27 protein-coding genes and 1 pseudogene are annotated in these 25,622 nt (G+C 71.9%); 20 read left to right on the top strand and 8 right to left on the bottom strand.

The window, feature by feature from the left end; translation table 11 throughout:
* Positions 1–4: 4 nt before the first annotated feature.
* The 3 genes from OG509_RS11230 to OG509_RS11220 form a co-directional block, all read right to left on the bottom strand.
* Positions 5–799: a thioredoxin domain-containing protein gene (locus tag OG509_RS11230; RefSeq protein ID WP_406182145.1), complete on the bottom strand. Its 795-nt coding sequence runs from the start codon at positions 797–799 to the stop codon at positions 5–7.
* A gap of 57 nt (positions 800–856) precedes the next feature.
* A complete protein-coding gene (locus tag OG509_RS11225) occupies positions 857–1,546 on the bottom strand; it encodes a hypothetical protein (RefSeq protein WP_406182143.1) in 690 nt (229 codons plus the stop codon).
* A gap of 95 nt (positions 1,547–1,641) precedes the next feature.
* Positions 1,642–2,967, bottom strand: coding sequence for a DUF2252 domain-containing protein (locus OG509_RS11220; protein ID WP_385581666.1), 1,326 nt, complete (start codon positions 2,965–2,967; stop codon positions 1,642–1,644).
* 170 nt (positions 2,968–3,137) lie between these two features.
* On the opposite strand from OG509_RS11220, the gene dnaE reads away from it, so the two are divergent.
* The gene (gene dnaE, locus OG509_RS11215; protein ID WP_406182141.1) at positions 3,138–6,680 is read left to right on the top strand and encodes a DNA polymerase III subunit alpha; all 3,543 of its coding nucleotides are present in this window, start codon (positions 3,138–3,140) and stop codon (positions 6,678–6,680) included.
* A gap of 106 nt (positions 6,681–6,786) precedes the next feature.
* Here dnaE and OG509_RS11210 read toward each other — a convergent pair whose 3' ends face one another.
* Positions 6,787–6,954: a hypothetical protein gene (locus OG509_RS11210; RefSeq protein ID WP_385584298.1), complete on the bottom strand. Its 168-nt coding sequence runs from the start codon at positions 6,952–6,954 to the stop codon at positions 6,787–6,789.
* A gap of 223 nt (positions 6,955–7,177) precedes the next feature.
* On the opposite strand from OG509_RS11210, the pseudogene OG509_RS11205 reads away from it, so the two are divergent.
* The 4 genes and pseudogenes from OG509_RS11205 (at position 7,178) to OG509_RS11190 (ending at position 11,189) form a co-directional block, all read left to right on the top strand.
* A pseudogene (locus OG509_RS11205) lies at positions 7,178–8,481 on the top strand (NYN domain-containing protein).
* Positions 8,482–8,634: 153 nt separating this feature from the next.
* Positions 8,635–9,636 (top strand): ABC transporter ATP-binding protein, encoded by a 1,002-nt coding sequence (locus OG509_RS11200; protein ID WP_406187537.1) that lies wholly within the window; start codon positions 8,635–8,637, stop codon positions 9,634–9,636.
* Entirely contained in the window at positions 9,633–10,445 is an 813-nt protein-coding gene (locus OG509_RS11195) for an ABC transporter permease (RefSeq protein WP_406182139.1), read from the top strand. Before OG509_RS11200 ends, OG509_RS11195 begins: the two co-directional genes overlap by 4 nt.
* A gap of 81 nt (positions 10,446–10,526) precedes the next feature.
* Positions 10,527–11,189 carry a DUF2567 domain-containing protein gene (locus tag OG509_RS11190; protein WP_406182137.1) on the top strand — a complete coding sequence of 221 codons (663 nt, stop codon included), beginning with the start codon at positions 10,527–10,529 and terminating at the stop codon, positions 11,187–11,189.
* Here OG509_RS11190 and ybaK read toward each other — a convergent pair.
* The 3 genes from ybaK to OG509_RS11175 form a co-directional block, all read right to left on the bottom strand.
* Positions 11,186–11,677, bottom strand: a complete 492-nt coding sequence (gene ybaK / locus OG509_RS11185) for a Cys-tRNA(Pro) deacylase (protein WP_406182135.1) — start codon at positions 11,675–11,677, stop codon at positions 11,186–11,188. The two genes, OG509_RS11190 and ybaK, sit on opposite strands and share 4 nt — an antisense overlap.
* 13 nt (positions 11,678–11,690) lie before the next feature.
* A complete protein-coding gene (locus tag OG509_RS11180; protein WP_406182133.1) occupies positions 11,691–12,431 on the bottom strand; it encodes an LON peptidase substrate-binding domain-containing protein in 741 nt (246 codons plus the stop codon).
* 62 nt (positions 12,432–12,493) lie between these two features.
* The gene (locus OG509_RS11175) at positions 12,494–14,095 is read right to left on the bottom strand and encodes an oxidoreductase (RefSeq protein ID WP_406182131.1); all 1,602 of its coding nucleotides are present in this window, start codon (positions 14,093–14,095) and stop codon (positions 12,494–12,496) included.
* Between the two features lie 124 nt (positions 14,096–14,219).
* Between OG509_RS11175 and hisD the strand changes: the two genes are divergently transcribed.
* Genes hisD through hisF form a run of 8 tightly spaced genes read left to right on the top strand, consistent with a single transcriptional unit; the run spans position 14,220 to position 19,930 of the window.
* Positions 14,220–15,542, top strand: a complete 1,323-nt coding sequence (gene hisD / locus OG509_RS11170; protein ID WP_406182129.1) for a histidinol dehydrogenase — start codon at positions 14,220–14,222, stop codon at positions 15,540–15,542.
* The gene (locus OG509_RS11165) at positions 15,539–16,645 is read left to right on the top strand and encodes a histidinol-phosphate transaminase (RefSeq protein WP_406182127.1); all 1,107 of its coding nucleotides are present in this window, start codon (positions 15,539–15,541) and stop codon (positions 16,643–16,645) included. Before hisD ends, OG509_RS11165 begins: the two co-directional genes overlap by 4 nt.
* Positions 16,642–17,235 carry an imidazoleglycerol-phosphate dehydratase HisB gene (hisB, locus tag OG509_RS11160; protein ID WP_048480319.1) on the top strand — a complete coding sequence of 198 codons (594 nt, stop codon included), beginning with the start codon at positions 16,642–16,644 and terminating at the stop codon, positions 17,233–17,235. The genes OG509_RS11165 and hisB overlap by 4 nt, the downstream gene beginning before the upstream one ends.
* A gap of 2 nt (positions 17,236–17,237) precedes the next feature.
* Complete coding sequence (locus OG509_RS11155; RefSeq protein ID WP_030155934.1) at positions 17,238–17,405, top strand: hypothetical protein; 168 nt, start codon at positions 17,238–17,240, stop codon at positions 17,403–17,405.
* The gene (gene hisH, locus OG509_RS11150) at positions 17,402–18,052 is read left to right on the top strand and encodes an imidazole glycerol phosphate synthase subunit HisH (RefSeq protein WP_406182124.1); all 651 of its coding nucleotides are present in this window, start codon (positions 17,402–17,404) and stop codon (positions 18,050–18,052) included. Before OG509_RS11155 ends, hisH begins: the two co-directional genes overlap by 4 nt.
* On the top strand, positions 18,052–18,783 hold the full coding sequence (gene priA / locus OG509_RS11145) for a bifunctional 1-(5-phosphoribosyl)-5-((5-phosphoribosylamino)methylideneamino)imidazole-4-carboxamide isomerase/phosphoribosylanthranilate isomerase PriA (protein WP_134075042.1): 732 nt from the start codon (positions 18,052–18,054) through the stop codon (positions 18,781–18,783). Before hisH ends, priA begins: the two co-directional genes overlap by 1 nt.
* The gene (locus tag OG509_RS11140; protein ID WP_385591331.1) at positions 18,780–19,178 is read left to right on the top strand and encodes a RidA family protein; all 399 of its coding nucleotides are present in this window, start codon (positions 18,780–18,782) and stop codon (positions 19,176–19,178) included. The genes priA and OG509_RS11140 overlap by 4 nt, the downstream gene beginning before the upstream one ends.
* On the top strand, positions 19,175–19,930 hold the full coding sequence (hisF, locus tag OG509_RS11135) for an imidazole glycerol phosphate synthase subunit HisF (protein WP_406182122.1): 756 nt from the start codon (positions 19,175–19,177) through the stop codon (positions 19,928–19,930). The genes OG509_RS11140 and hisF overlap by 4 nt, the downstream gene beginning before the upstream one ends.
* A 166-nt stretch (positions 19,931–20,096) precedes the next feature.
* Here the strand turns inward: hisF and OG509_RS11130 are convergent, their stop codons facing one another.
* Positions 20,097–20,729, bottom strand: a complete 633-nt coding sequence (locus OG509_RS11130) for a TIGR03085 family metal-binding protein (RefSeq protein ID WP_406182120.1) — start codon at positions 20,727–20,729, stop codon at positions 20,097–20,099.
* An 84-nt stretch (positions 20,730–20,813) separates the two neighbouring features.
* Between OG509_RS11130 and hisI the strand changes: the two genes are divergently transcribed.
* The 7 genes from hisI to trpM all read left to right on the top strand — a co-directional run bounded on the left by hisI (position 20,814) and on the right by trpM (position 25,483).
* Entirely contained in the window at positions 20,814–21,176 is a 363-nt protein-coding gene (hisI, locus tag OG509_RS11125) for a phosphoribosyl-AMP cyclohydrolase (RefSeq protein WP_030155922.1), read from the top strand.
* A gap of 19 nt (positions 21,177–21,195) precedes the next feature.
* Entirely contained in the window at positions 21,196–22,686 is a 1,491-nt protein-coding gene (locus OG509_RS11120) for an anthranilate synthase component I (protein ID WP_406182118.1), read from the top strand.
* Between the two features lie 22 nt (positions 22,687–22,708).
* A complete protein-coding gene (locus OG509_RS11115; RefSeq protein WP_406182116.1) occupies positions 22,709–23,356 on the top strand; it encodes a TIGR02234 family membrane protein in 648 nt (215 codons plus the stop codon).
* A gap of 98 nt (positions 23,357–23,454) precedes the next feature.
* Positions 23,455–23,706: an HGxxPAAW family protein gene (locus tag OG509_RS11110; protein WP_406182114.1), complete on the top strand. Its 252-nt coding sequence runs from the start codon at positions 23,455–23,457 to the stop codon at positions 23,704–23,706.
* Between the two features lie 61 nt (positions 23,707–23,767).
* Complete coding sequence (locus tag OG509_RS11105) at positions 23,768–24,268, top strand: DUF2752 domain-containing protein (protein WP_406182112.1); 501 nt, start codon at positions 23,768–23,770, stop codon at positions 24,266–24,268.
* A gap of 172 nt (positions 24,269–24,440) precedes the next feature.
* Positions 24,441–25,250, top strand: a complete 810-nt coding sequence (gene trpC / locus OG509_RS11100; RefSeq protein ID WP_134075034.1) for an indole-3-glycerol phosphate synthase TrpC — start codon at positions 24,441–24,443, stop codon at positions 25,248–25,250.
* An 8-nt stretch (positions 25,251–25,258) separates the two neighbouring features.
* The gene (gene trpM / locus OG509_RS11095; RefSeq protein WP_389024028.1) at positions 25,259–25,483 is read left to right on the top strand and encodes a tryptophan biosynthesis modulator TrpM; all 225 of its coding nucleotides are present in this window, start codon (positions 25,259–25,261) and stop codon (positions 25,481–25,483) included.
* Positions 25,484–25,622: the final 139 nt, after the last annotated feature.

Raw genomic sequence — 25,622 nt, 5'->3', positions numbered from 1 at the left:
TCGATCAGCCCGCGATGGCCTTGTCGACCTCGGCCGTGAACTCCTCCGGCGTCATCTTGATCTCGATCTTCTTGCCGTCCATCTTCAGCGACGGGGTGCCCTGCACGCCGCTCTTGTCGAAGACCTTCGACATCTCGATCGCCCAGCGGTTGTACGTGCCGTCCTCGACGGCCTTCTTGAACTCGGCGTTGCCCTTGAGCGCCGGCACCTGGTCCGCGATCTTCAGCAGGTAGTCGTCCTTGCCGAACTTGTCGTCGCGCTCCTCCGGGTGGTTCTCCTTGGTGTACAGGGCGCTCTTGTACTCCAGGAAAGCCTCGGGGCTCACGTTCAGGGCCGCGCCCAGCGCGCTCAGCGCGTTCTTCGAACCGCTGCCGCCGAAGCCCTTGTCGAGGAAGGTGGCGCCGACGTACTGGATCTTGTACTTGCCGCCGTCGATGTCCTTCTTGATCTGCGGGCCCACGGCCTGCTCGAACTGGGAGCAGATCGGGCAGCGCGCGTCCTCGTACAGTTCGAGGGTCTTCTTGGCGTCGGCCTTGCCTATGACGACCGTGGTGCCGTTGTCGCCCGTGGTGTTCTTCGGGGCGACCAGCGTCGCGTCGGCGGCCTTGTCCCACTCGCCCGGCTGGTTGGCCTGCACGACCGCGTAGCCGACGCCGCCGACCAGCGCCAGGGCGGCGACGACGGCGCCGGCCACCAGCACCTGGCGGCGCGCCTTGTCCTTCTTGGCCTGCTTCTCGCGCTCGGCGCGCAGCCGCTCGCGGGCCGCCGCCTTGTTCGCCTGGCTGTTGCGTGAACTCATGGTGATCTCCGTGGGGTGTGACTCAAGGAAAGGGGGGACTGCCGTACGCGGGGTGGGTCAGGCGCAGACGAGCGCGCCGCGTACGGGAGGTCCCCGGCGTCCCACGGAATGGGCGGGGAAGCGGGTACGGGCCCCCGCGCCCGCAAGGGCCGGGCGCGGCATCCGCCGCACCGGGCCGAAAGCGGCCGCCGCCGAGGCCGCGGCCAGCAGCAGCGGCCGGAAGGCGAAGGCGGCCACCGCGCGCAGCAGCTGGCCCAGCGCCCGCTCCCCGTGCCGCAGCCAGGCCGCGGCGAGCAGCCCGACCGAGACGTGGGCGCCGAGCAGGAGCCACGGGGTCCAGGGTCCGGGCGCGGCCAGCAGGGCCGCCGCCTCGGGGACGGCTCCGGGCACCTCGGCCAGCGGCCCGCCCAGCGGCGGGCCGCCGCACAGCGCGTCGAGGCCCAGTGCCCGCAGCGGCCCGGCGACGGGCCCGCCGGCCGGGCCGTAGCAGACGTGCTGCCCGGCGGTGAAGACCGTGTCGGCGGCCAGTTCCAGGGGAACCAGCAGAGCGGCGATGGGGCCGAAGCCCCGCTCGCGGCCGGCCAGCGCGTACGTGAGCAGGAACACGCCGGCGAAGGCCCCGGCCACGAGGGCGGGGGGCAGCGGGACGCGGGACATCAGGACGTGCGAGCCGGCCGAGAGCAGCACGACGAGTGCGCTGAACAGCGCGGCCCGCAGCCCTCTCAGCCCTGCTCCTGATATGTCCATCGCCGCGAGTCTGCCACGAGTCCCTGTGAATACGGGGCCCAGGCCCCGGAACGGCCGGTTCCTGGGCCCCCGCCCCCTCGCACCACTCGGTGCACTCAGTGCATGATGCGGCCGTTGCGGAACAGGTCCACGAAGATCTGGTGGTCCGCGCGCGCCCGGGCCCCGTACGCGTGCGCGAAGTCGACCAGGAGCTCCGAGAAGCCCTCCTCGTCGGCGGCGATCGCCGCGTCGATGGCCCGCTCGGTGGAGAACGGCACCAGGGAGTGCCCGCTCTCGGCCTCGTCGGCCGACGCGTGCATGGTCGCCGTCGCCCGGCCCAGGTCCGCGACGACGGCCGCGATCTCCTCCGGGTCGTCCAGGTCCGACCAGTCCAGGTCCACCGCGTACGGCGAGACCTCGGCCACCAGCTGGCCGGAGCCGTCCAGCTCGGTCCAGCCCAGCCACGGGTCGGCGTGCGCCTGCAGGGCGCGCTGGGAGATCACCGTGCGGTGGCCCTCGTGCTGGAAGTAGTCCCGTACGGCCCGGTCGGTGATGTGCCGGGACACCGCGGGGGTCTGCGCCTGCTTGAGGTAGATCACGACGTCGTTCTCCAGGGCGTCGCTGTGCCCCTCCAGCAGGATGTTGTACGAGGGCAGGCCGGCCGAGCCGATCCCGACGCCGCGGCGGCCCACCACGTCCTTGACCCGGTAGGAGTCGGGCCGGACCAGGGACTCGTCGGGGAGGGTCTCCAGGTACCCGTCGAAGGCGGCGAGCACCTTGTAGCGGGTGGCCGCGTCCAGCTCGATCGAGCCGCCGCCGGAGGTGAAGCGCCGCTCGTAGTCCCGGATCTCGGTCATCGAGTCCAGCAGGGAGAAGCGGGTACGGGAGCGGGCCGAGCGCAGGGCGCCCAGCAGCGGCCCCTCGGCGGTGTCCAGCGTGAAGGAGGGGACCTCTTCGTTCTTGGCGCCGGTGGCCAGGCGGTGGATCCGCTCCCGGTAGGCGCCCGCGTAGGTCCGCACCAGCTCGCTGATCTGCTCGTCGCTGAGCGCCTTGGTGTAGCCGATCAGTGCGACGGAGGCCGCGAACCGCTTGAGGTCCCAGGTGAAGGGGCCGACGTACGCCTCGTCGAAGTCGTTGACGTTGAAGATCAGGCGGCCGTTGGCGTCCATGTACGTGCCGAAGTTCTCGGCGTGCAGATCGCCGTGGATCCAGACCCGGCCGGTCCGCTCGTCCAGGTAGGGGCCGCCGTGCCGGTCCCGCTCCAGGTCGGCGTAGAAGAGGCAGGCCGTGCCGCGGTAGAAGGCGAAGGCCGAGGCCGCCATCTTGCGGAACTTGACCTGGAAGGCCGCGGGGTCGGCGGCGAGCAGCTCACCGAATGCGGTGTCGAACACATCGAGTATCTGCTCGGCGCGCTGCTCGTTCGTCGTCTCGGGGACCGCCATGGCGGGTGCCTCCTGGTGCACGGGGTGGTACAGGTTCTGACCGACTGGACGCCGGGTGGGTCGTCCTGGTTCTGCAACGCCCGACCGTACCCCGCAGTGCCCGTGATCTGTCATTCCCGGGACGTAGGATTCATAGCTGCCGCCGCCCCCACCGTCAGGAGCCTCCCGCCGTGACCAAGCCGCCGTTCACGCACCTGCACGTTCACACCCAGTACTCGCTGCTGGACGGTGCCGCGCGGCTGAAGGACATGTTCAACGCGTGCAATGAGATGGGCATGACGCACATCGCCATGTCCGACCACGGCAACCTGCACGGTGCGTACGACTTCTTCCACACCGCCCAGAAGGCCGGGGTCACGCCGATCATCGGCATCGAGGCGTACGTGGCTCCCGAGTCCCGGCGCAACAAGCGGCGCATCCAGTGGGGCCAGCCCCACCAGAAGCGCGACGACGTGTCCGGTTCCGGTGGCTACACCCACAAGACGATCTGGGCGGCGAACGCCACCGGGCTGAACAACCTCTTCCGGCTGTCCTCCGACGCCTACGCCGAGGGCTGGCTCACGAAGTGGCCCCGCATGGACAAGGAGACCATCTCCAAGTGGTCCGAGGGGCTCATCGCCTCCACCGGCTGCCCCTCCGGCGAGCTGCAGACGCGCCTTCGTCTGGGCCAGAAGGAGGAGGCCCTGAAGTCGGCCGCCGAATACCAGGACATCTTCGGCAAGGACCGGTACTTCCTGGAGCTGATGGACCACGGCATCGAGATCGAGCGCCGGGTGCGCGACGGGCTGCTGGAGATCGGCAAGAAGCTCGGCATCCCGCCGCTGGTCACCAACGACTCGCACTACACGTACGCCAGCGAGGCCGGCGCCCACGACGCCCTGCTCTGCATCCAGACCGGCAAGAACCTCTCGGACCCGGACCGCTTCCGTTTCGACGGCACCGGCTACTACCTGAAGTCCACGGACGAGATGTACGCCATCGACTCCTCGGACGCCTGGCAGGAGGGCTGCGCCAACACGAAGCTGGTCGCGGACCAGATCGACACCGAGGGCATGTTCAAGTTCCGGAACCTGATGCCGAAGTTCGACATCCCGGAGGGTCACACCGAGGTCAGCTGGTTCCGCGAGGAGACCATGCGCGGCATGCACCGCCGCTACCCCGGGGGCATCCCGGAGGACCGGATGCAGCAGGCCGAGTACGAGATGGACACCATCATCTCGATGGGCTTCCCGGGCTACTTCCTCGTGGTCGCCGACTTCATCATGTGGGCCAAGAACCAGGGCATCGCGGTGGGCCCGGGCCGAGGCTCCGCGGCCGGCTCGATCGTCGCGTACGCCATGGGCATCACCGACCTCGACCCGATCACCCACGGCCTGATCTTCGAGCGGTTCCTGAACCCCGAGCGCGTCTCCATGCCCGATGTCGACATCGACTTCGACGAGCGTCGGCGCGTCGAGGTGATCAGGTACGTGACCGAGAAGTACGGCGCCGACAAGGTCGCCATGATCGGCACGTACGGCACCATCAAGGCCAAGAACGCGATCAAGGACTCCGCGCGCGTCCTGGGCTACCCGTACGCCATGGGCGACCGGCTCACCAAGGCCATGCCCGCCGACGTCCTCGGCAAGGGCATCCCGCTCTCCGGCATCCTCGACCCGCAGCACCCCCGCTACGGCGAGGCCGGCGAGATCCGCGGGATGTACGAGAACGAGCCGGACGTCAAGAAGGTCATCGACACCGCGCGCGGTGTGGAGGGCCTGGTCCGCCAGATGGGCGTGCACGCGGCCGGCGTGATCATGTCCAGCGAGACGATCACCGACCACGTACCCGTCTGGGTGCGGCACACCGACGGCGTCACCATCACCCAGTGGGACTACCCGAGCTGTGAATCGCTCGGCCTGCTGAAGATGGACTTCCTGGGCCTGCGCAACCTCACGATCATGGACGACGCCGTCAAGATGGTGAAGGCCAACAAGGGGATCGACATCGATCTCCTGGCCCTCCCGCTCGACGACCCCAAGACCTTCGAACTGCTCGGCCGCGGTGACACCCTCGGCGTCTTCCAGTTCGACGGCGGGCCCATGCGCTCCCTGCTGCGCCTGATGAAGCCCGACAACTTCGAGGACATCTCCGCCGTCTCGGCCCTGTACCGGCCGGGCCCGATGGGCATGAACTCGCACACGAACTACGCCCTGCGCAAGAACAAGCAGCAGGAGATCACCCCGATCCACCCGGAGCTGGAGGGGCCGCTCGAAGAGGTGCTCGCGGTCACCTACGGCCTCATCGTCTACCAGGAGCAGGTGCAGAAGGCCGCCCAGATCATCGCCGGCTACTCGCTCGGCGAGGCCGACATCCTGCGCCGCGTGATGGGCAAGAAGAAGCCCGAGGAGCTGGCGAAGAACTTCGTCATCTTCGAGGAGGGCGCCAGGAGCAAGGGCTTCAGCGACCAGGCGATCAAGGCCCTCTGGGACGTCCTGGTCCCCTTCGCCGGATACGCCTTCAACAAGGCCCACTCGGCCGCGTACGGCCTGGTCTCCTACTGGACCGCCTACCTCAAGGCGAACTTCCCGGCCGAGTACATGGCCGGCCTCCTCACCTCGGTCAAGGACGACAAGGACAAGTCCGCGATCTACCTGAACGAGTGCCGGCGCATGGGCATCAAGGTGCTCCCGCCGAACGTCAACGAGTCCGAGCCGAACTTCGCGGCCCAGGGCGACGACGTGATCCTCTTCGGGCTGACCGCGGTGCGCAACGTCGGCCAGAACGTCGTCGAGTCGATCATCAAGACCAGGAAGGCGAAGGGGAAGTACTCCACCTTCCCCGACTTCCTGGACAAGGTCGAGGCCGTCGTTTGCAACAAGCGCACCGTCGAGTCGCTGATCAAGGCCGGCGCCTTCGACGAGATGGGCCACACCCGCAAGGGCCTGGTCGCCCACCACGAGCCGATGATCGACAACGTGGTCGCGGTCAAGCGCAAGGAGGCCGAGGGCCAGTTCGACCTCTTCGGCGGAATGGGTGACGAGGGCGCGAGCGACGAGCCCGGCTTCGGCCTCGACGTCGAGTTCTCCGACGTGGAGTGGGAGAAGTCCTACCTGCTCGCCCAGGAGCGCGAGATGCTCGGCCTGTACGTCTCCGACCACCCGCTCTTCGGTCTGGAGCACGTCCTCTCCGACAAGACGGACGCCGGCATCTCCCAGCTGACCGGCGGCGAGCACTCCGACGGCGCCGTCGTCACCATCGGCGGCATCATCTCGGGCCTCCAGCGCAAGATGACCAAGCAGGGCAACGCCTGGGCCATCGCCACCGTCGAGGACCTCGCCGGATCCATCGAGTGCATGTTCTTCCCCGCGACGTACCAGCTCGTCTCCACCCAGCTGGTCGAGGACACCGTCGTCTTCGTCAAGGGCCGCCTCGACAAGCGCGAGGACGTCCCCCGGCTCGTCGCCATGGAGATGATGGTTCCCGACCTCTCCTCGGCCGGGACGAACGCACCCGTCGTCCTCACCATCCCGACGGTCAAGGTCACTCCTCCGATGGTCACCCGGTTGGGCGAGATCCTTCGGCACCACAAGGGCAACACCGAGGTCCGGATCAAGCTCCAGGGGCCGCGGTCCACCACAGTGCTGCGCCTCGACAAGCACCGGGTGCAGCCCGACCCGGCGCTCTTCGGCGACCTCAAGGTGCTCCTCGGGCCGTCCTGCCTGGCCGGATGACGCCGGTCGCGGGGGCCCTCGTACCGGCCCCCGCCCGCAGCCGGATGTGAAGAGGGGCGCGCCCAGAGCTCTGGGCGCGCCCTCGTGCATGGTGCTCGCGGAGGCGTCAGTTGTGGCCGAACTTCTTCTGCTTGCCCTTGCGAGCCATGTCCATCGGACTCGGGGAGCCGCTGGAGGGCTCGGACACCGATTCCGTCGAGCTCTTCGACGGATCCTGCGCCGACGAGCGGGGCTGCTGCTTCTGTTCGTGCTGGCGGTTCTTGTTCTTGGCCATGGTGGAGCCTCCGTGAGGGTCTAGGGGCCAGGACCGCCTTCACCCTCACACGGCGCCACAAACCGCGCATTTTGGATCTTTACTCCGTGTAGTCGGCCGGCCCTCCCCTCGGCGCGGGTGAAAGATCCGCCACGCCGATGATCGAGTTCCGGCCGTCAACACCCTTGCGGTCGGGCAGACTCGGGGAACCCGCGACACACACAGAGGATCCCCAGGGAAGAGGGTGGTACGCGTGGACCGCTGCGTCGTCCTGGTGGACGCCGGCTATCTGCTGGGCGCCGCCGCCAGTCTTCTCGCCGGGGAGCCTTCCCGCTCCCGCATCACCGTCGACCATGCGGCCCTCATCCAGGGCCTGCGCGAGCGCGCCGAGGCCGACACCGAGCAGCCCCTGCTGCGCATCTACTGGTTCGACGGCGCACCCGACCGGGTGCCCCAGCCCGAGCACCGGCGGCTGCGCGTCATGCCCCGCGTCACCGTCCGCCTCGGCGCTCTGACCCGTAGCGACGGCCGCTGGGCGCAGAAGGGCGTGGACGCCGCCATGCACGCCGAGCTCACCGAGCTGGCCCGCAACCGCGCCTGCTCCGACGTCGTACTGGTCACGGGCGACGGGGACCTGCTGCCCGGCCTGATGTCCGCCAAGGAACACGGGGTCGCCGTCCACCTGTGGGCCGTCCAGGCCGCCGACGGCGACTACAACCAGTCCGAGGACCTCGTCGCCGAGGCCGACGAGCGCCGCGTCCTGGACCGGACCTGGATCACCCGGGCCGTTCGCGCCAAGGACCTCGCCGGACTGTGCGCGCCGCCGCCCGCGCCGCGCCCCGAGATCGCCGCCATCCTCTCCGCCCCGCTGCCCGAGGCGGCCCTCGCCGAGGCCGCCCGCAGCGCCGGCTCCAACGGAGCCGCGGCCCCGCCCCCGCCGAGCCCGCCGGCGGTGGCGCCCCCGTGCCCGCCCCCGCCGCCGGCGGCAAGACCGTACCCACGCCCAAGGACCTCGCCGGCTCGCTGCGCGCGCCCGGCCAGCAGCCCGGCCCCGCGGGCGGCCACGGCAGCACCCAGCCCCCGGCCGGCAGCGCCCTGCGCTGGTCCTCCGACAAGGGCTGGATCGACCGGGCAGGACCGCTGGGCGAGCCCGCCGAGACCGCCTCGCTGCCCACCCTCGCCCAGCTCACCAGCGCGGAGCAGCGCTGGGCGGACCGCGAGGAGGACATCACCACCGTCGGCGGCGACCCCTTCGAGGTCGGCCAGGTATTCGCCCGGCGCTGGATGGAACGCCTCCCGGAAACCGTCCACCTGCAGAAACTCGCCACGATGTACCCGCGGATCCCGCACCGCATCGACGGGGAGCTGCTGCGCTACGCCGCCCGGTTCGGGCTGCTCGCGCACAAGGACGACCAGATCGACGAGCACGACCGCTACGCCATCCGGGCCGGGTTCTGGCGGGAGATCGACGTCCGCGCGGCCGCCGAACACGTCGCCGCAGCCCCCTCCGCCGTGCCCGCGGGACCGACGGGGCCGACGGCCGAGTAGGGCGCGAGCAGGGCAAGGGCAGGGCACGGGCGGGACGCGCGCATCCACGCCGACCGGGGCGTCGGGGGCACCTCCCGGCGGTGGCCGGACCAAAGCCGCGTAGGCTGCTCCCTCGTGAGTACGGGCACAGCATCAGCACAACCGAACACGGCAGTGGCCGCGGACGCGGCCTCGGACGTGGTCTGCGCGGTGCGTGACCTGGTCAAGACCTATCCCGCGGTACGGGGCCGGCGCGGGGCTCCCGCCCTGCCCGAGACCCGGGCCACCGACGGGGTCTGCCTGGACGTCCGGCGCGGCGAGATCTTCGGCCTGCTCGGCCCCAACGGCGCCGGCAAGTCCACCCTGGTCCGCCAGCTCACCGGCCTGATGCGGCCCGACTCCGGCTCCGTGACCCTGCTCGGCCACGACCTCGTACGCCACCCCGAGCGGGCGGCCCGGCTGCTCGCCTACCTGGGGCAGGAGTCCACCGCCCTCGACGAGCTCACGGTGGCGCTGGCCGCCGAGACCACGGGACGGCTGCGCGGGCTCGACGTACGGGCGGCGCGGGCCGAGCGGGACGCCGTACTGGAGGAACTGGGGCTGACCGCGATCGCCGGGCGGCCCCTGAAGAAGCTCTCCGGCGGGCAGCGGCGCCTCGCCTGCTTCGCCGCCGCGCTGGTCGGGGAGCGGCCGGTGCTGGTCCTCGACGAGCCCACCACCGGCATGGACCCCGTGGCCCGGCGGGCCGTCTGGGCGGCCGTGGACCGGCGGCGCGCCCGGCACGGGGCCACCGTCCTGCTCGTCACGCACAACGTCATCGAGGCCGAGACCGTCCTGGACCGGGTCGCCGTCATCGACCAGGGCCGGGTCATCGCCTGCGACTCCCCGGCCGGGCTGAAGGCCCGCGTCTCCGGTGAGGTCCGGCTGGAGCTGGTGTGGCGCACCGCGCCGCCGCTGGAGGTACCGGAGGTCGCGGCGCTCGCGCCGGCGGCCGCCGAGGCCGGGCGCCGCTGGGTGCTGCGGCTGGCGCCCGACGAAGCGCGCGCGGCGGTGGCGGCGGTGACCGGCGGGCCGGCCTTCGCCGCCCTCGACGACTTCGCGCTGGCGACCCCGAGCCTGGAGGACGTCTACCTCGCGCTGGGCGGGCGTGCCTCGAAGGGTCTGGTGAAGTCGTGAGCACGACTGCCGTCGGCACCGCTGCCGGCACCTCTGCTGCCGGTACCACTGCCGTGGGGGTGCTCGCACCGCGGGCGCGGCTGTTGCCCGCGCTGGCCGCCGTGTACCGGGCGCAGCTGTCCCGGGCCCGGGTCTCGCGCATCCCGCTGCTGTTCGTGGCCACCTTCCAGTCCGTCGGGATCATGATCCTGATGCGGGGCGTGGTGGACGGGGGCTCGGAGGCGCGGGCCGTCGTCGCGGGCTCGTCCGTGCTGGTCGTCGCCTTCGTCGCGCTGAACCTGCTCGCCCAGTACTTCGGGCAGCTGCGGGCCGGCGGCGGGCTCGACCACTACGCCACGCTGCCCGTGCCGCCCGCCTCGGTGGTGCTCGGCGCGGCCGCCGCGTACGCCTCCTTCACGCTGCCGGGCACGCTGGTCACGGCGGTGTTCGGATGCCTGCTGTTCGGGTTGCCGATGGGCGGGCTGTGGATCCTGGCCGCCGTGGTGCCGCTGGCCGGCGCCGCGCTGGCCGGGCTGGGGGCGGCGCTCGGGCTGCTGGCGCCGCGGCAGGAGCTGGCCACGCTGGCCGGGCAGCTCGGCATGTCGGCGGCGCTGCTGCTGGGCGTGCTGCCGCCGGAGCGGATGCCGGAGGTGATCGTGTGGGCGCGGGACCTGCTGCCGTCCACGTACGGGGTGGAGGCGTTCGCGCGGACCTTCGCCCCGCATCCGGACTGGGCGGCGGTCGGGCTGGACCTCGGGGTGTGCGGGGTGGTCGGGGTGCTCTCGCTGGCCGCGGCCACGTGGGCGTACCGGCGGGCGGCCGTTCGCTGAAGCGGCGGCCGCCGATGCGGCGGTCGGCCGAAGGGACGGTCCGCTGACGCCGACGCCGTCGGCACCTGGCACGATGTGGGGGTGACCGAAGCCGTGACCACGCCCTCCCCGCACGAACCGCCGCTGCCGCCCGAGAAGCGGAGCGGCTCCGCCGGGGGCATCACCCCGGCGGACATCCGCGACGGGGCCGCAGCTGCCCTGCTGATCGGGGTGGCCGGCGTGCTGCTCGGAGTGCTGTGGGCGTGGCTGGCGCCGAAGGCGCAGTACGTCTCGAACGGCGAGGCCGTGTTCCTGCGGAACTCCGAGAGCGAGGCCCGGATAGGGGCCGACGGGACGTTCTTCCTGCTGTCGCTGGGATTCGGCGTGCTGAGCGCGGTGCTCGTGTTCCTGTGGCGGCGCCGGGGCGGTGTCCCGCTGGTCGTCGCTCTGGCGCTCGGATCCTGCTTCGCCGCGCTGGTGGGATGGCGGGTGGGGCTGTGGCTGGGGCCGTCCTCGGACGTGGCCGCCGCCGCGGTGAAGGCGGGCAAGGGGGTGCCGTTCGACGCGCCGCTGCAGTTGCTGGCGCAGGGGGTGCTGCTGGTGTGGCCGATGGTCGCCGTGGCCGTCCACCTCGGCCTGACGGCCCTGTGGACCCCGCACGACCCGGACCCGTCCGCTGATTCGGACTGGGCGCCCTACCCTCCGCCCCACGTCCACGCGACCGCGTCGGACGACCCGTCCGCGCCGGAGCGCCCGCGAGATTAGGTGCGGCCGATGGGGGCCAGGGTGGCTGCCGTCAAAGCCGTCAGGGTGGCGGGTGCAAGCTCCACCTCCAGGCCCCGGCGGCCGGCCGAGACGCAGATCGTGGTGTGCGCCGTCGCCGACTCGTCCACCACCGTGCGGAGCCGCTTGCGCTGGCCCAGCGGGGAGATCCCGCCCCGTACGTAGCCCGTCGTGCGTTCCGCCAGCGCCGGGTCGGCCATCGCCGCCCGCTTCCCGGCGACCGCGGTCGCCAGCGCCTTCAGGTCCAGGCTTCCCGACACCGGGACCACCGCCACCGTCAGCACGCCGTCCACCTCCGCGACCAGCGTCTTGAAGACCCGGTCCGGGGAGACCCCCATGGCCTGCGCCGCCTCCTCGCCGTACGAGGGGTGCGCCGGGTCGTGCTCGTACGCGTGCACCGTGAACTCCGCCTGCGCGGAGGTCAGGGCCGCGATCGCCGGCGTCCCCGCCGGGGCCTTCTTCTTCGCCATCGGTCCTTCGCCGTCAGTTCGGGCTCGTCGGCGCGCGCGTCAGGTCCACCGCCGGCAGCGAAGGCAGGTGGCGGATGACCGCCGTCTCCGCGCGCAGCAGTTTCAGTTCCTCCGCGAGCCGCGTCGCGGTGTCCGGCGCCTGGAGCAGCCGCTGCTTCGCCGGGATGTCCAGTACGGCCGCCGCCGCCACCAGGTACGAGACCACCGACGGCTCGTCCGGCAGGTCCGCGCCCGAGGTCAGGGACCGCTCCCGGGCTCCGGCCAGCCGCTTCTGGTAGTTCCGGAAGGCCCGCAGGACCCCCTCCGCCAGCGCGCCCGCCCCGTCGCCCGAGTCCTCCGGGAGCTCCTCCAGCTCCGCGACCAGGTACGGGCCCGAGGTGTCGACCGACAGCAGGCGCACCCGCGCCGTACCGGTGGCCAGGACCTCGAAGCTGCCGTCCTCCCGCTCCCGGATCGTCGCCGCGTCCGCGATGCAGCCCACCCGGTGGAAGGCCTGGACGGGGTCCGGGCCGAAGCCCGCCGTCGGGCCCCGCTCGGGCAGCGCCGTCTGGTCCGGCAGGCCCGGCGCGGTCGGCGCCACCTCCCGGCCGTCGCGGATCGCGACGACCGCGAAGCGGCGCGGCTCGTCCTCGCCCGTCTTCAGCAGCTCGCGCATCATGGCGCGATAACGCTCCTCGAAGACGTTCAGCGGGAGGACGAGTCCCGGGAACAGCACCGAGTTCAGCGGGAAGAGGGGCAGGCGAACGGAGGTCACGAGGCACAGGGTAGTGGCCGGGGGCCAGGGCCTGTCACCTCCGTTGTTCCCGCTCTTGCCGGTCACCCCCGCCGCAGCAGCCGCGAGGCTCCCGCCGCCACCGTCGTCGCGAGGGTCCAGCCCAGCAGGACCAGCGCCGCCGAGCCCCACTGCCAGCCGCCCTCCACCTTCCACTGGCCGTCCTGGCCGAGATCGATCACCGGGAGCAGCAGGTCCAGCGCGTAGAGCGACGCGTCCCAGTGCGGGTGCTCGTCCGCCTTGATCGGCGGCGGCTGGTGCCGGGAGAAGAGCAGGGCGCCCGCCGCCCACAACACCGCCATCCACAGCGCGGCCCGGCCGGGGCGGTACCCGTAGGCCACCGTCCAGTCCTGGAGGTACCCCCAGGCCTTGAGCGCCGGCGGCAGGGTGGCCCGGCGCCGCCGCTGCTTGGCCAGCAGCACCTCGCGGGCGTCCGCGTCCTCACCGCTGGCGCGCAGTACGGAGGCCAGGCGCTCGTACGGCTCCGGCGAGTACTCGGGGGTGGCCGCGGCCACCCAGTCCAGCCGGCGGGCCAGCGGGAAGTGGCCGCGGGGCGCGAGGTTCTCGTACGCGAACCCCTCCATCGACACCCCGCCGGGGCCGGGCCAGCTGGTGGAGGTGTCGACCAGCTTGACCACCTTCGCCCCCGACAGCACCACCCGCCCCCGCTCCGGCCGCTCCCCGACGAACCGCAGCTCCGGCGTCTGGATCCGGCGCAGCGAGACCTCCTGCGCCTCGGCGAGGACGAACCGGGCGCCGTAGAAGTCGACCGCGTCGCCGAAGCGGCCGTCGTCCAGGCGCAGCCCGCCCCGGCACTCGAAGCGCTGGGCCCGCTGCCCGCGCGTGGGCGTCTGGCCGAGCCCGTACGGGGGAGTGGAGGAGCCGGAGTCGCCGAGGACGTAGTCGAGGGCGATCGAGGTCAGGTACAGGGTCCGCTCGACGGTCAGCTGCGGGGCGTTCAGCGCGCGCCGTCCGTGCGGGTTGCGCAGCCGGGCCCCGCGCAGGTTCATCGACACGCCGACCTTCGCGCCGCGCAGGCTCACCTCCCCGTCCGTCTCCAGCAGCTCGCCCTGGAAGTCCTGCGCGACCGACATCCCGTCCGCGGCGATGGCCCGGCCCTTGTTGTCCCGCCGCACCACGGCCTGGCTGATCAGCAGGTCGGTGCCGATCTGGGCGTCGGTCAGCCGGATCCCGCGGGCCACGCGGCAGCGCGGCAGGTGCAGATCGCCCTCGGTGTGCAGCCGGGAGGCGTCCAGCCGCGGTATCGCGCAGTTGATCATGCGCAGGGTGATGAACCGGGTCTCGGACAGCTGGATCTCACTGTCGAAGCGACAGGACTGGAGTTCGACGTACGGCTGTACGGTCCCGCCGGACAGGTCGAGCCGCCCCGTGATCCGTACGCCGCGCAGCTTCAGGGAGGCCACCCGGCCCGGGACCGGCGGCGGCCCGTGGAGCAGCAGCAGCGCCACCACCTGGGCGCGGACGCTGCGCCCGGAGCCCCAGGTCCGCCCGCTGTCGTGCGGATCGTCCTCATTGGCGGCGCGGGCGCTGAGATCGCAGACGCTGCCCGTCCGGTACGCCTGCCACATGCGGCGTTCGGGATCGGTGAGATCCGCGGGCTCCTCGCCCGCCCGTGGCTCCGCCATGGCGGTCCCCCTCCGCTGTGGATACGTGTAGGGGAACGCTAGTGGGCGGCAGTGACATCCGGGGCGTGTATCAGCCAGTGATACGGGCGAACGGTGGCGGGAGACGGTCTGAGAGAATTGGGAGGTGATCTCTCGTATCGACCTGCGCGGTGACGCCCTCCCCGAGGGTGGCGCCCTGCGCGATCTGCTGCCCCGTGCCGAGTTCGACGTAGAAGCTGCCCTGGAGAAGGTGCGGCCCATCTGCGAGGACGTCCATCATCGCGGCACGGCGGCGTTGATCGAGTACGCGCAGAAGTTCGACGGCGTCACGCTGGAGCAGGTCAGGGTCCCCGCCGAGGCCCTCAAGACCGCCCTCGCCGAGCTCGACCCGGCCGTCCGCGCCGCGCTGGAGGAGTCGATCCGGCGTGCCCGGATCGTCCACCGCGAGCAGCGCCGCAGCGAGCACACCACCCAGGTGGTCCCCGGCGGAACCGTGACCGAGAAGTGGGTTCCGGTCGAGCGCGTGGGCCTGTACGCCCCGGGCGGCCGCTCCGTGTACCCCTCCTCCGTCGTCATGAACGTCGTACCGGCGCAGGAGGCGGGCGTCGAGTCGATCGCGCTGGCCTCCCCGCCGCAGAAGGAGTTCGGGGGGCTGCCGCACCCGACGATCCTCGCCGCGTGCGCGCTGCTCGGCGTGGACGAGGTGTACGCGGCCGGCGGCGCCCAGGCCGTCGCGATGTTCGCGTACGGCACCGAGGAGTGCGCCCCCGCGAACATGGTGACCGGCCCCGGCAACATCTGGGTCGCCGCCGCCAAGCGCTACTTCACCGGCAGGATCGGCATCGACACCGAGGCCGGCCCGACCGAGATCGCCGTCCTCGCGGACTCCACCGCGGACCCGGTGCACGTCGCCGCCGACCTGATCAGCCAGGCCGAGCACGACCCGCTGGCCGCCGCCGTGCTCGTCACGGACTCCGCGGAGCTCGCGGACGCCGTCGAGAAGGAGCTGGAGCCGCAGGTCGCGGCCACCAAGCACGTAGAGGACCGGATCAAGCCCGCCCTCGCCGGCAAGCAGTCCGCGATCGTCCTGGTCGACAGCCTGGAGGACGGCCTCAAGGTCGTCGACGCGTACGGCGCCGAGCACCTGGAGATCCAGACCGCCGACGCCGCGGCCTGGGCCGCCCGCGTACGGAACGCCGGCGCGATCTTCGTCGGCCCCTGGGCCCCCGTCTCGCTCGGCGACTACTGCGCCGGGTCGAACCACGTGCTGCCCACCGGCGGCTGCGCCTGCCACTCCTCGGGCCTGTCCGTGCAGTCCTTCCTGCGCGGCATCCACATCGTCGACTACACGCGCGACGCCCTCGCCGAGGTCACCCACCACGTGGTGACCCTGGCCGAGGCCGAGGACCTGCCGGCGCACGGCGCGGCCCTCAAGGCGCGCTTCGGCTGGAAGGTCCCGCAGGCATGACGGGCATCGACGACCTTCCCATCCGGGACGAGCTGCGCGGCAAGACCCCGTACGGCGCCCCGCAGCTGGACGTGCCCGTCCAGCTGAACACCAACGAGAACCCGTACGAGCTCCCCGAGGAGCTGGTCCGGCGCATCGCCGAACGCGTCGCCGCGGCCGCCCGCACCCTCAACCGTTACCCCGACCGGGACGCGGTCGAGCTGCGGACCGAGCTGGCCGCCTACCTCACCCGCACCGGCAAGCACCCGGTCGCGCGGGAGAACGTATGGGCCGCCAACGGCTCCAACGAGGTCATCCAGCAGCTGCTGCAGACCTTCGGCGGGCCCGGGCGCACGGCCATCGGCTTCGAGCCCTCGTACTCCATGCACGCGCTGATCGCGCGCGGCACCGGCACGGGCTGGATCTCCGGCCCGCGCCGCGAGGACTTCACGATCGACGTGGAGGCGGCCGAGCAGGCCATCGCCGAGAACGCACCCGACGTCGTCTTCATCACCTCGCCCAACAACCCCACGGGTACTGCGGTCGAGGCGGAGACCGTCCTCGCGCTCTACGAGGCCGCGCAGGCGGCCAAGCCCTCCCTCGTCGTCGTGGACGAGGCGTACGTGGAGTTCAGCCACCGGGACTCGCTCCTGCCGCTGATCGAGGGCCGGCCGAACCTGGTGGTCTCCCGGACCATGTCCAAGGCCTTCGGCGCCGCCGGGCTGCGCCTGGGCTACCTGGCCGCGCACCCGGCCGTGGTCGACGCCGTCCAGCTCGTACGCCTGCCGTACCACTTGTCGGCCGTCACCCAGGCGACCGCGCTGGCCGCCCTGGAGCACACCGACACCCTGCTCGGCTACGTCGAACAGCTCAAGGCCGAGCGGGACCGCCTGGTGACCGAGCTGCGGGCCATCGGCTACGAGGTCACCGAGTCCGACGCGAACTTCATCCAGTTCGGGAAGTTCGAGGACTCGCACACCGCCTGGCAGAAGATCCTCGACCAGGGTGTCCTGGTCAGGGACAACGGCGTACCGGGCTGGCTGCGGGTCACCGCCGGCACCCCGGCCGAGAACGACGCGTTCCTGGAAGCGGTTCGCGCACTGAAGAAGGAGCAGCACGCATGAGCCGCATCGGACGGGTCGAACGGACCACGAAGGAGACCTCGGTCCTCGTCGAGATAAACCTCGACGGCACCGGCAAGGTCGACGTCTCGACGGGCGTGGGCTTCTACGACCACATGCTCGACCAGCTCGGCCGCCACGGCCTCTTCGACCTCACGGTCAAGACGGACGGTGACCTGCACATCGACAGCCACCACACCATCGAGGACACCGCGCTCGCGCTCGGCGCCGCCTTCAGGCAGGCCCTCGGCGACAAGGTCGGCATCTACCGCTTCGGCAACTGCACCGTGCCGCTCGACGAGTCCCTCGCCCAGGTGACCGTCGACCTGTCCGGCCGCCCGTACCTCGTGCACACCGAGCCCGAGAACATGGCGCCGATGATCGGCGAGTACGACACGACGATGACCCGGCACATCTTCGAGTCCTTCGTCGCGCAGGCCCAGATCGCCCTGCACATCCACGTCCCGTACGGCCGCAACGCCCACCACATCGTGGAGTGCCAGTTCAAGGCCCTGGCCCGCGCCCTGCGCTACGCCGCCGAGTTCGACCCGCGCGCCGCCGGAATCCTGCCCTCCACGAAGGGCGCCCTCTAGTCGTGAACGGCCTGAACACCATCCTGATCGTCGTCGGCCTCTTCCTGGCCGGCGGCGTCTACTCCTTCCAGAAGCAGAAGATGCCCGCATCGGTCGTCATCCTGCTCGCCATCGGCTCCGCGATGTGCCTCGCCGCCGGAGTCCTGCGGATCCAGGGGATTTGGGAATGAGCGCAGCCCGTCCGACCAAGACGGTCGTGGTCTTCGACTACGGCTTCGGAAACGTACGTTCCGCCGAGCGCGCGCTGGCGCGGGTCGGGGCGGACGTCGAGATCACCCGCGACTACGACAAGGCCATGGACGCCGACGGGCTGCTCGTGCCCGGTGTCGGGGCCTTCTCGGCCTGCATGCAGGGGCTCAAGGACGCCCGCGGCGACTGGATCATCGGCCGCCGGCTCTCCGGCGGGCGGCCCGTCATGGGCATCTGCGTCGGCATGCAGATCCTCTTCGAGCGCGGCATCGAGCACGGCGTGGAGACGGAGGGCCTCGACGAGTGGCCCGGCACCGTCGAGCCGCTGCGCGCCCCGATCGTGCCCCACATGGGCTGGAACACCGTGGACGCCCCCGCCGACAGCCAGGCCTTCAAGGGCCTGGACGACGAGGCCCGCTTCTACTTCGTGCACTCGTACGCGGTGCGCGACTGGAGCCTGGAGGTCACCAACCCCGCGATCCGCGCCCCCAAGGTCACCTGGGCCACCCACGGCGAGCCCTTCGTCGCGGCGGTGGAGAACCGGGCCCTGTGGGCGACCCAGTTCCACCCCGAGAAGTCCGGCGACGCCGGCGCCCAGCTCCTCACCAACTGGATCGAGACCCTCTGATGACCGCCAGCAAGCTCGAACTGCTGCCTGCCGTCGACGTCCGTGACGGCCAGGCCGTCCGCCTCGTGCACGGCGTGTCCGGCAGCGAGACCTCCTACGGGTCCCCGCTCCAGGCCGCCCTCGCCTGGCAGGCCTCCGGCGCCGAGTGGCTCCACCTCGTCGACCTCGACGCCGCCTTCGGCACCGGCGACAACCGCGCGCTCGTCGCCGAGATCACCGGCGCCATGGACATCAAGGTCGAGCTGTCCGGCGGCATCCGCGACGACGCCTCGCTCGCCGCCGCCCTCGCCACCGGCTGCACCCGCGTCAACCTCGGCACCGCCGCCCTGGAGACCCCCGAGTGGGCCGCCAAGGCCATCGCCGAGCACGGAGACAAGATCGCGGTCGGGCTCGACGTACGCGGTACGACGCTCAAGGGCCGCGGCTGGACCAGCGAGGGCGGGGACCTCTACGAGACCCTCGCGCGCCTGGACTCCGAGGGCTGCGCCCGCTACGTCGTCACCGACATCGGCAAGGACGGCACGCTGACCGGGCCCAACCTGGAGCTGCTGAAGAACGTCTGCGCCGCCACCGACCGGCCGGTCGTGGCCTCCGGCGGCATCTCCTCGCTGGACGACCTGCGGGCGCTGGCCGGGCTGGTGCCGCTGGGCGTCGAGGGCGCGATCGTCGGGAAGGCCCTGTACGCGAAGGCCTTCACCCTGGAAGAAGCCCTGAAGGTGGTCTCCGCATGAGCAACTCCTCCGACGTACGCCGCATCTCCTCCGGCGGCGCCTACGAGGACGTCATCGGCTACTCGCGCGCCGTGCAGCTCCCGAACGGCCTCGTCCTGGTCTCCGGCTGCACCGCCGCCGACGCCAACGGCCCGTACGACCAGGCCATCGGCGCCTTCGGCGTCGCCTTCAAGGCCCTGGCCCAGGCCGGTCTCGGCCCCGAGCACGTGGTCCGCACCCGGATGTACCTCACGCACGCCCGGGACGTGGAGGACGTGGGCCGCGCCCACAAGGAGCTGTTCGACGCCGTCCGCCCCGCCGCATCGATGATCATCGTCTCCGGCTTCGTCGACCCCAGCATGGTCGTCGAGGTCGAGGTCGAGGCGTACGGCCCGGTCCAGGAGGCGTCCGCATGACCCTCGCCGTACGAGTGATCCCCTGCCTCGACGTGGACAACGGCCGCGTCGTCAAGGGCGTCAACTTCCAGAACCTGCGCGACGCCGGCGACCCGGTGGAGATGGCCAAGCTGTACGACGCCGAGGGCGCCGACGAGCTGACCTTCCTCGACATCACCGCGTCGTCCGGGAACCGCGAGACCACGTACGACGTGGTGCGGCGGACCGCCGAGCAGGTGTTCATCCCGCTGACCGTGGGCGGTGGCGTCCGCACCGCGGAGGACGTGGACAAGCTGCTGCGGGCGGGTGCGGACAAGGTCGGCGTGAACACCGCCGCCATCGCCCGGCCCGAGCTGATCCGGGAGATCGCGGAGCGTTTCGGGCGGCAGGTGCTCGTGCTGTCCGTGGACGCCCGGCGCACCGCCACCGGCTCCTTCGAGGTCACCACGCACGGCGGCCGCCAGGGCACCGGCATGGACGCGATCGAGTGGGCGCACCGGGCGGCCGAGCTGGGCGCCGGGGAGATCCTGCTGAACTCGATGGACGCGGACGGCACGAAGGACGGCTACGACACCGAGATGATCGCGGCCGTCCGGAAGCACGTGACCGTCCCCGTGATCGCCTCGGGCGGCGCCGGGCGGCTGGAGCACTTCGCCCCGGCGATCACGGCCGGCGCCGACGCGGTGCTCGCCGCCTCGGTGTTCCACTTCGGCGACCTGCGGATCGGCCAGGTCAAGGGCGCCCTGCGCGAGGCGGGCCACCCGGTCCGCTGACGGCCTAGGGGGTGTCTTACGGATCAGGCCGGATCAGGGAGCGGCGTCTGGTGCCGTGCATCGCAAGGCGGACGAGGGAGTCGACGCGGAGCGTCGGCGAGTGAGGACAACGCGGCGAGGCGCGGCACCAGACGCCGCGAGCCCGGCCTGATCCGTAAGACACCCCCTAAATGCCGAGCTTGGCCGTCGTCAGTTTGGCGACGGCCTCCTTCGGGCCGTCCAGTTCCACCGCGGCCGCGTCCTGGCGGCCGAAGCAGAAGAGGGTCAGCTCGCCCGGCTCGCCGGTGACCGTCACCACCGGGGTGCCCTTGTGCGCCACCGCCGTCTGACCGTTCGGGCGGCGCAGCACCAGGCCCACCGGTGAGCGGCGGCCCGTCAGCCGGGCCAGCTTCTCCAGGCGCGCCCACAGTGCGTCCGAGAACACCGGGTCGAGCGTGCGCGGCGACCAGTCCGGCTGGGCGCGGCGTACGTCCTCGGCGTGGACGTAGAACTCCACCGCGTTCGCCGCCTCGTCGATCTGCTTCACCGAGTAGAGGGACATCTTCGGCGGGCCGGTCCGGATCAGCTGGATCAGTTCCTCGTACGGCTTGGCCGTGTACTCGGCCATCGCCTTGGCCAGCCGGTCCTTCAGGACGTTCAGGAGCAGGCCGCCCGCCGCGTCCGGGCGGCGCTCCCGCACCACCACGTGCGCCGCCAGTTCCCGGGCCCGCCAGCCGTCGCACAGCGTCGGCGCCTCCGGCCCCGCCGCCTCCAACAGGTCCGCCAGCAGCAGGCGTTCGCGCTTCGCATGGGTAGACATGGGGGCCACCCTACGACCGCGAGCCGTGCTTTGCCCGCTCATCAGGCGGACGGTGATCGGTCACGGCCGCCCCGGCGCGGCACAATGTCCCCCATGAGTACGTCCTCCCTCGATCCCGCCATCGCCGCCCGGCTCAAGCGCTCCGCCGACGGTCTGGTCCCGGCCATCGCCCAGCAGTACGACACCGGTGAGGTGCTCATGCTCGGCTGGATGGACGACGAGGCCTTGCACCGCACCCTGACCACCGGCCGCTGCACGTACTGGTCGCGCAGCCGCCAGGAGTACTGGGTGAAGGGGGATACGTCCGGCCACTTCCAGCACGTGAAGTCCGTAGCCCTCGACTGCGACGCCGACACCCTCCTCGTCAAGGTCGACCAGGTCGGTGCCGCCTGCCACACGGGCGCCCGTACGTGCTTCGACGCCGATGTCCTTCCGCTGGCCGAATAGGTAGGTAGGGTCCCACCCCATGGATCTTGAGACGTTCCGCAAGCTCGCGGCGGACCGCCGCGTCATCCCCGTGAGCCGCAAGCTGCTGGCCGACGGTGACACCCCCGTCGGGCTCTACCGCAAGCTGGCCGCCGAACGCCCGGGCACCTTCCTCCTGGAGTCCGCAGAGAACGGCCGCTCCTGGTCCCGCTACTCCTTCGTCGGCGTCCGCAGCGCCTCCACGCTGACCGTGCGCGACGGCCGCGCGCACTGGATCGGGACCCCGCCCGTCGGCGTCCCCACCGACGGCGACCCGCTCGACGCCCTGCGCGCCACCGTCCAGGCCCTGCACACCCCGCGTGACCTCGCCGCCGGGATGCCGCCCTTCACCGGCGGCATGGTCGGCTACCTCGGCTACGACATCGTGCGCCGCCTGGAGCGCATCGGCGAGCACACCACCGACGATCTGCAGCTGCCCGAGCTGACCATGCTGCTCACCTCCGACCTGGCGGTCATGGACCACTGGGACGGCACGGTCCAGCTCATCGCCAACGCCATCAACCACAACGACCTCGACACCGGCGTGGACGAGGCGTACGCGGACGCGGTGGCCCGGCTCGACGCGATGGAGGCCGATCTCGCGCGGCCCGCCCCGTACGTCCCCACGCCGCTGCCCGCCTCCGAGCTCCCGCAGTTCTCGGCGCTGTGGGGCGGGGAGAAGTACCAGGAGGCCGTCGAGGACATCAAGGAGCGGATCCGGGCCGGCGAGGCCTTCCAGGTGGTGCCCTCGCAGCGGTTCGAGACCCCCTGCGCCGCCTCCGCGCTGGACGTCTACCGGGTGCTGCGGGCCACCAACCCGTCCCCGTACATGTACCTGTTCCGCTTCGAGAACGGCTTCGACGTCGTCGGGTCCAGCCCCGAGGCCCTGGTCAAGGTCGAGGACGGGCGGGCCATGGTCCACCCGATCGCCGGCACCCGCCACCGCGGCGCCACCCCGCAGGAGGACCACGAGCTCGCCGAGGAGCTGCTGGCCGACCCCAAGGAGCGCGCCGAGCACCTGATGCTCGTCGACCTCGGCCGCAACGACCTGGGCCGGGTCTGCGAGCCGGGATCGGTCGAGGTCGTCGACTTCATGTCGATCGAGCGGTACTCGCACGTCATGCACATCGTCTCCACCGTCACCGGCCGGGTCGCCGAGGGCCGGACCGCCTTCGACGTGCTGACCGCCTGCTTCCCGGCGGGCACCCTCTCGGGCGCGCCCAAGCCGCGCGCCATGCAGATCATCGAGGAGCTGGAGCCCTCCCGGCGCGGCCTGTACGGCGGCTGCGTGGGCTACCTCGACTTCGCCGGGGACTCCGACACGGCCATCGCCATCCGCACGGCGCTGCTGCGCGACGGCACGGCGTACGTGCAGGCGGGGGCCGGAGTCGTGGCGGATTCGGTGCCCGAGCTGGAGGACCGGGAGTGCCGCAACAAGGCGGCCGCCGTGCTGCGCGCGGTGGGAGCGGCGAACCGGCTGAACGGCGCGTGACCCGGTAGGGGATAGTGGGTACGTGAGTGCCGTACCCCCACCCCGAACCGACGCCGACGCCTCCGCCGCTCCCGAGGCCCCGGACGGTCGCGGCGGCCGCCGCAGCGTGGCCGTCGCCCTGCTGCTCGGCGCGCTCGGCGCCACCGTCGTCCTGCTCGCCTCCGGCCGCGTCTGGGCGCGGGGCACCGCCGCCGTCGGGGGCGGCTCGCTGCCGCTCACCGCGGACGGGCGGGCCGTCACCGGGCTGCCGGCGGCGCTGGCCATCGTGGGCCTGGCGGCCCTGGTGGCCGTGTTCGCCGTACGCGGCAGGAGCCGGCTGCTGGTCTCCGGGCTGCTCGCGCTGAGCGGCCTGGGCGCGGCCCTGGTCGCCGTACTGGCCGCCGACGACCGGCAGGCGCTGGACGCGCAGGCCGCCCGTACGACGGCGGACACCGCGGCGCAGGTGGGGGCGCTGACCCATACGGCATGGCCGTACGTCACCGCCGCCGGTGCGGCCCTGATCCTGGTCGCCGGACTGCTGGCGCTGCGGTTCGGCAGCGGCTGGCCCGCGATGGGCGGCCGCTACGAGCGGGACGGCAGTCCCCGTACCCGCAAACCGGCTGCGGTGGACCCCGACCGGCCCGAGGACCTGTGGAAGGCCCTGGACCGCGGCGAGGACCCGACCCGCTGACCATGCACCGCCCCCGGTGCGGGACAATGAGCACCGAGCATTCGACACAGACCGCGATTTCTGATCAGCACTGAGACAGAGCAAACGAGGAGCAACTCATGGCGGGCACTAACCACGGACACACCCCGGCCGCCTGGACCGGTGTCATCATCGCCTTCATCGGTTTCTGCATCTCCGGCGCCTTCATGGTGATCGCCAACCCGATCGGGTTCTGGGCCGGTCTCGTCGTCGTCGCGCTCGGCGGTGTGGTCGGCATGGCGATGAAGGCCGCGGGCATGGGTGCGCCGAAGGCCGCCCACGATGACCTGGCCGTGGTCATTGCCGCCAACAAGGCCGCCGCCAAGGTCTGACCGGACCGGCGGCGGTGAACGGTTTCGAAAGGCGCGGCCCCGTTGGGCTGCGCCTTTTGTCATGAGCGGAGAGAATCAGCGCGTGGACGCCCCTCGCAGCCCCTACGCCGTGCCCGCGCAGCCGCCGGTACCGCCCGTGCCGGTACCGCCCGCGCCCGTGCAGAGCCGCGTCCGGCGGCTGGCCTCGCCGGGGCTCACGCTGGCCGCTGCGGCCCTGGCGTTTGCGTACGTGGGCACCGTGGATCCCAATGAACCCGGCCACTATCCGGTCTGCCCGCTATTTCGCCTGACCGGAATCCTGTGCCCCGGATGCGGTGGTCTGCGCAGTGCGCACGCGTTCGCCCACGGCGACCTGATCGCCGCTTTGGGGGCAAATGCCCTGGCCGTCGTCGGCTACTTCGTCTTCGCCGGATTCATGATCCTGTGGCTGGTTCGCGCCTGTCGCGGCGGTCCGACCCCGCGTTTTGCCCTGCGGCGGCCGTACTGGTGGGCCATCGGGGTGCTGGCCCTGGTCTTCGTAGTGGTCCGAAACCTGCCGTTCGGAGCCGCACTGGCCCCGTGAGGACCGGGAGATTCCCTTATGAATCCCGGATTCCGAATGTCCATTCCATGGGACGCCGTCAACCGCGTGCGGAGGGCAAGGCCTCCTGCGGATACCATTTGATTGCTGACCTTGCAGTTGTACGTGTCTGCAAGGCGGCCGACCGTCATCGACCCGGAAGGGGGCCGCTCGCGTGAGTGTGCTCGACGAGATCATCGAAGGGGTCCGCGAAGACCTTGCCGAACGGCAGGCCCGCGTGAGCCTCGACGAGCTCAAGGAGCGTGCCGCCAAGGCGCCCCAGGCCAAGGACGGCGTCGCGGCCCTGCGCGGCGACGGCGTCAAGGTGATCTGCGAGGTCAAGCGCTCCAGCCCCTCCAAGGGCGCGCTGGCCGCGATCGCGGATCCGGCCGGACTCGCCGCCGACTACGAGGCGGGCGGTGCGGCGGTCATCTCCGTCCTCACCGAGCAGCGTCGTTTCGGCGGCTCGCTGGCCGACCTGGAGGCCGTCCGCGCCCGCGTGGACATCCCGATCCTGCGCAAGGACTTCATCGTCACGGCGTACCAGCTGTGGGAGGCCCGCGCCTACGGCGCCGACCTCGTGCTGCTGATCGTCGCGGCCCTGGAGCAGGAGGCCCTCGTCTCCCTGATCGAGCGGGCCGAGTCCATCGGCCTCACCCCGCTCGTCGAGGTCCACGACGAGGACGAGGTCGAGCGCGCGGTTGCGGCCGGCGCCAAGATCATCGGCGTCAACGCCCGCAACCTCAAGGACCTCAAGGTCGACCGCTCCACCTTCGAGCGCGTCGTCGGCGAGATCCCGGCCCACATCGTCAAGGTTGCCGAGTCCGGCATCCGCGGGCCGCACGACCTGATCGCCTACGCCAACGAGGGCGCCGACGCCGTCCTCGTCGGGGAGTCCCTGGTCACCGGACGCGACCCGAAGGCGGCCGTGGCCGACCTCGTCGCCGCCGGCGCCCACCCCGCCCTGCGCCACGGACGGAGCTGACCCGTCCCATGGCTCCCGACCGCCCCTCCGTCCGCACGCCGCACGTGCCGCAGGCAGCTCGCCGCGGCCCGGTCGGCGTGCCGACGGCGTACGCGCCCCTGGCGCGCGGCTGCCGCCCCCGCGGCTGCCGCGCCCCGGCCCGGCGGGTGCACGGGCGGCGGGTCCGGTACGTGATCGGCTCCGAGCCCGGTCAGGTCAACGGCATGCGATGGCGCACCGCAGGCGCGCTGTAACGAGGGCCGCCCGGGCCCGGTACGCCTGACGCCACCGTTTCGACGGTGCCGGCGTAACGCCCCGCGTGGTGCTCGCTCACGGTCCGTCGCCCCGGTGCCGCCGGCTCCGGGCGCGGGCCGCCGAGCCCGTACGCATCCC

The sequence above is a fragment of the Streptomyces sp. NBC_01006 genome (assembly GCF_045162725.1).
GTDB lineage: Bacteria > Actinomycetota > Actinomycetes > Streptomycetales > Streptomycetaceae > Streptomyces.
Note: the sequence above shows the minus strand (reverse complement) of the source record. Positions and strands in the feature narration are given on the sequence as shown.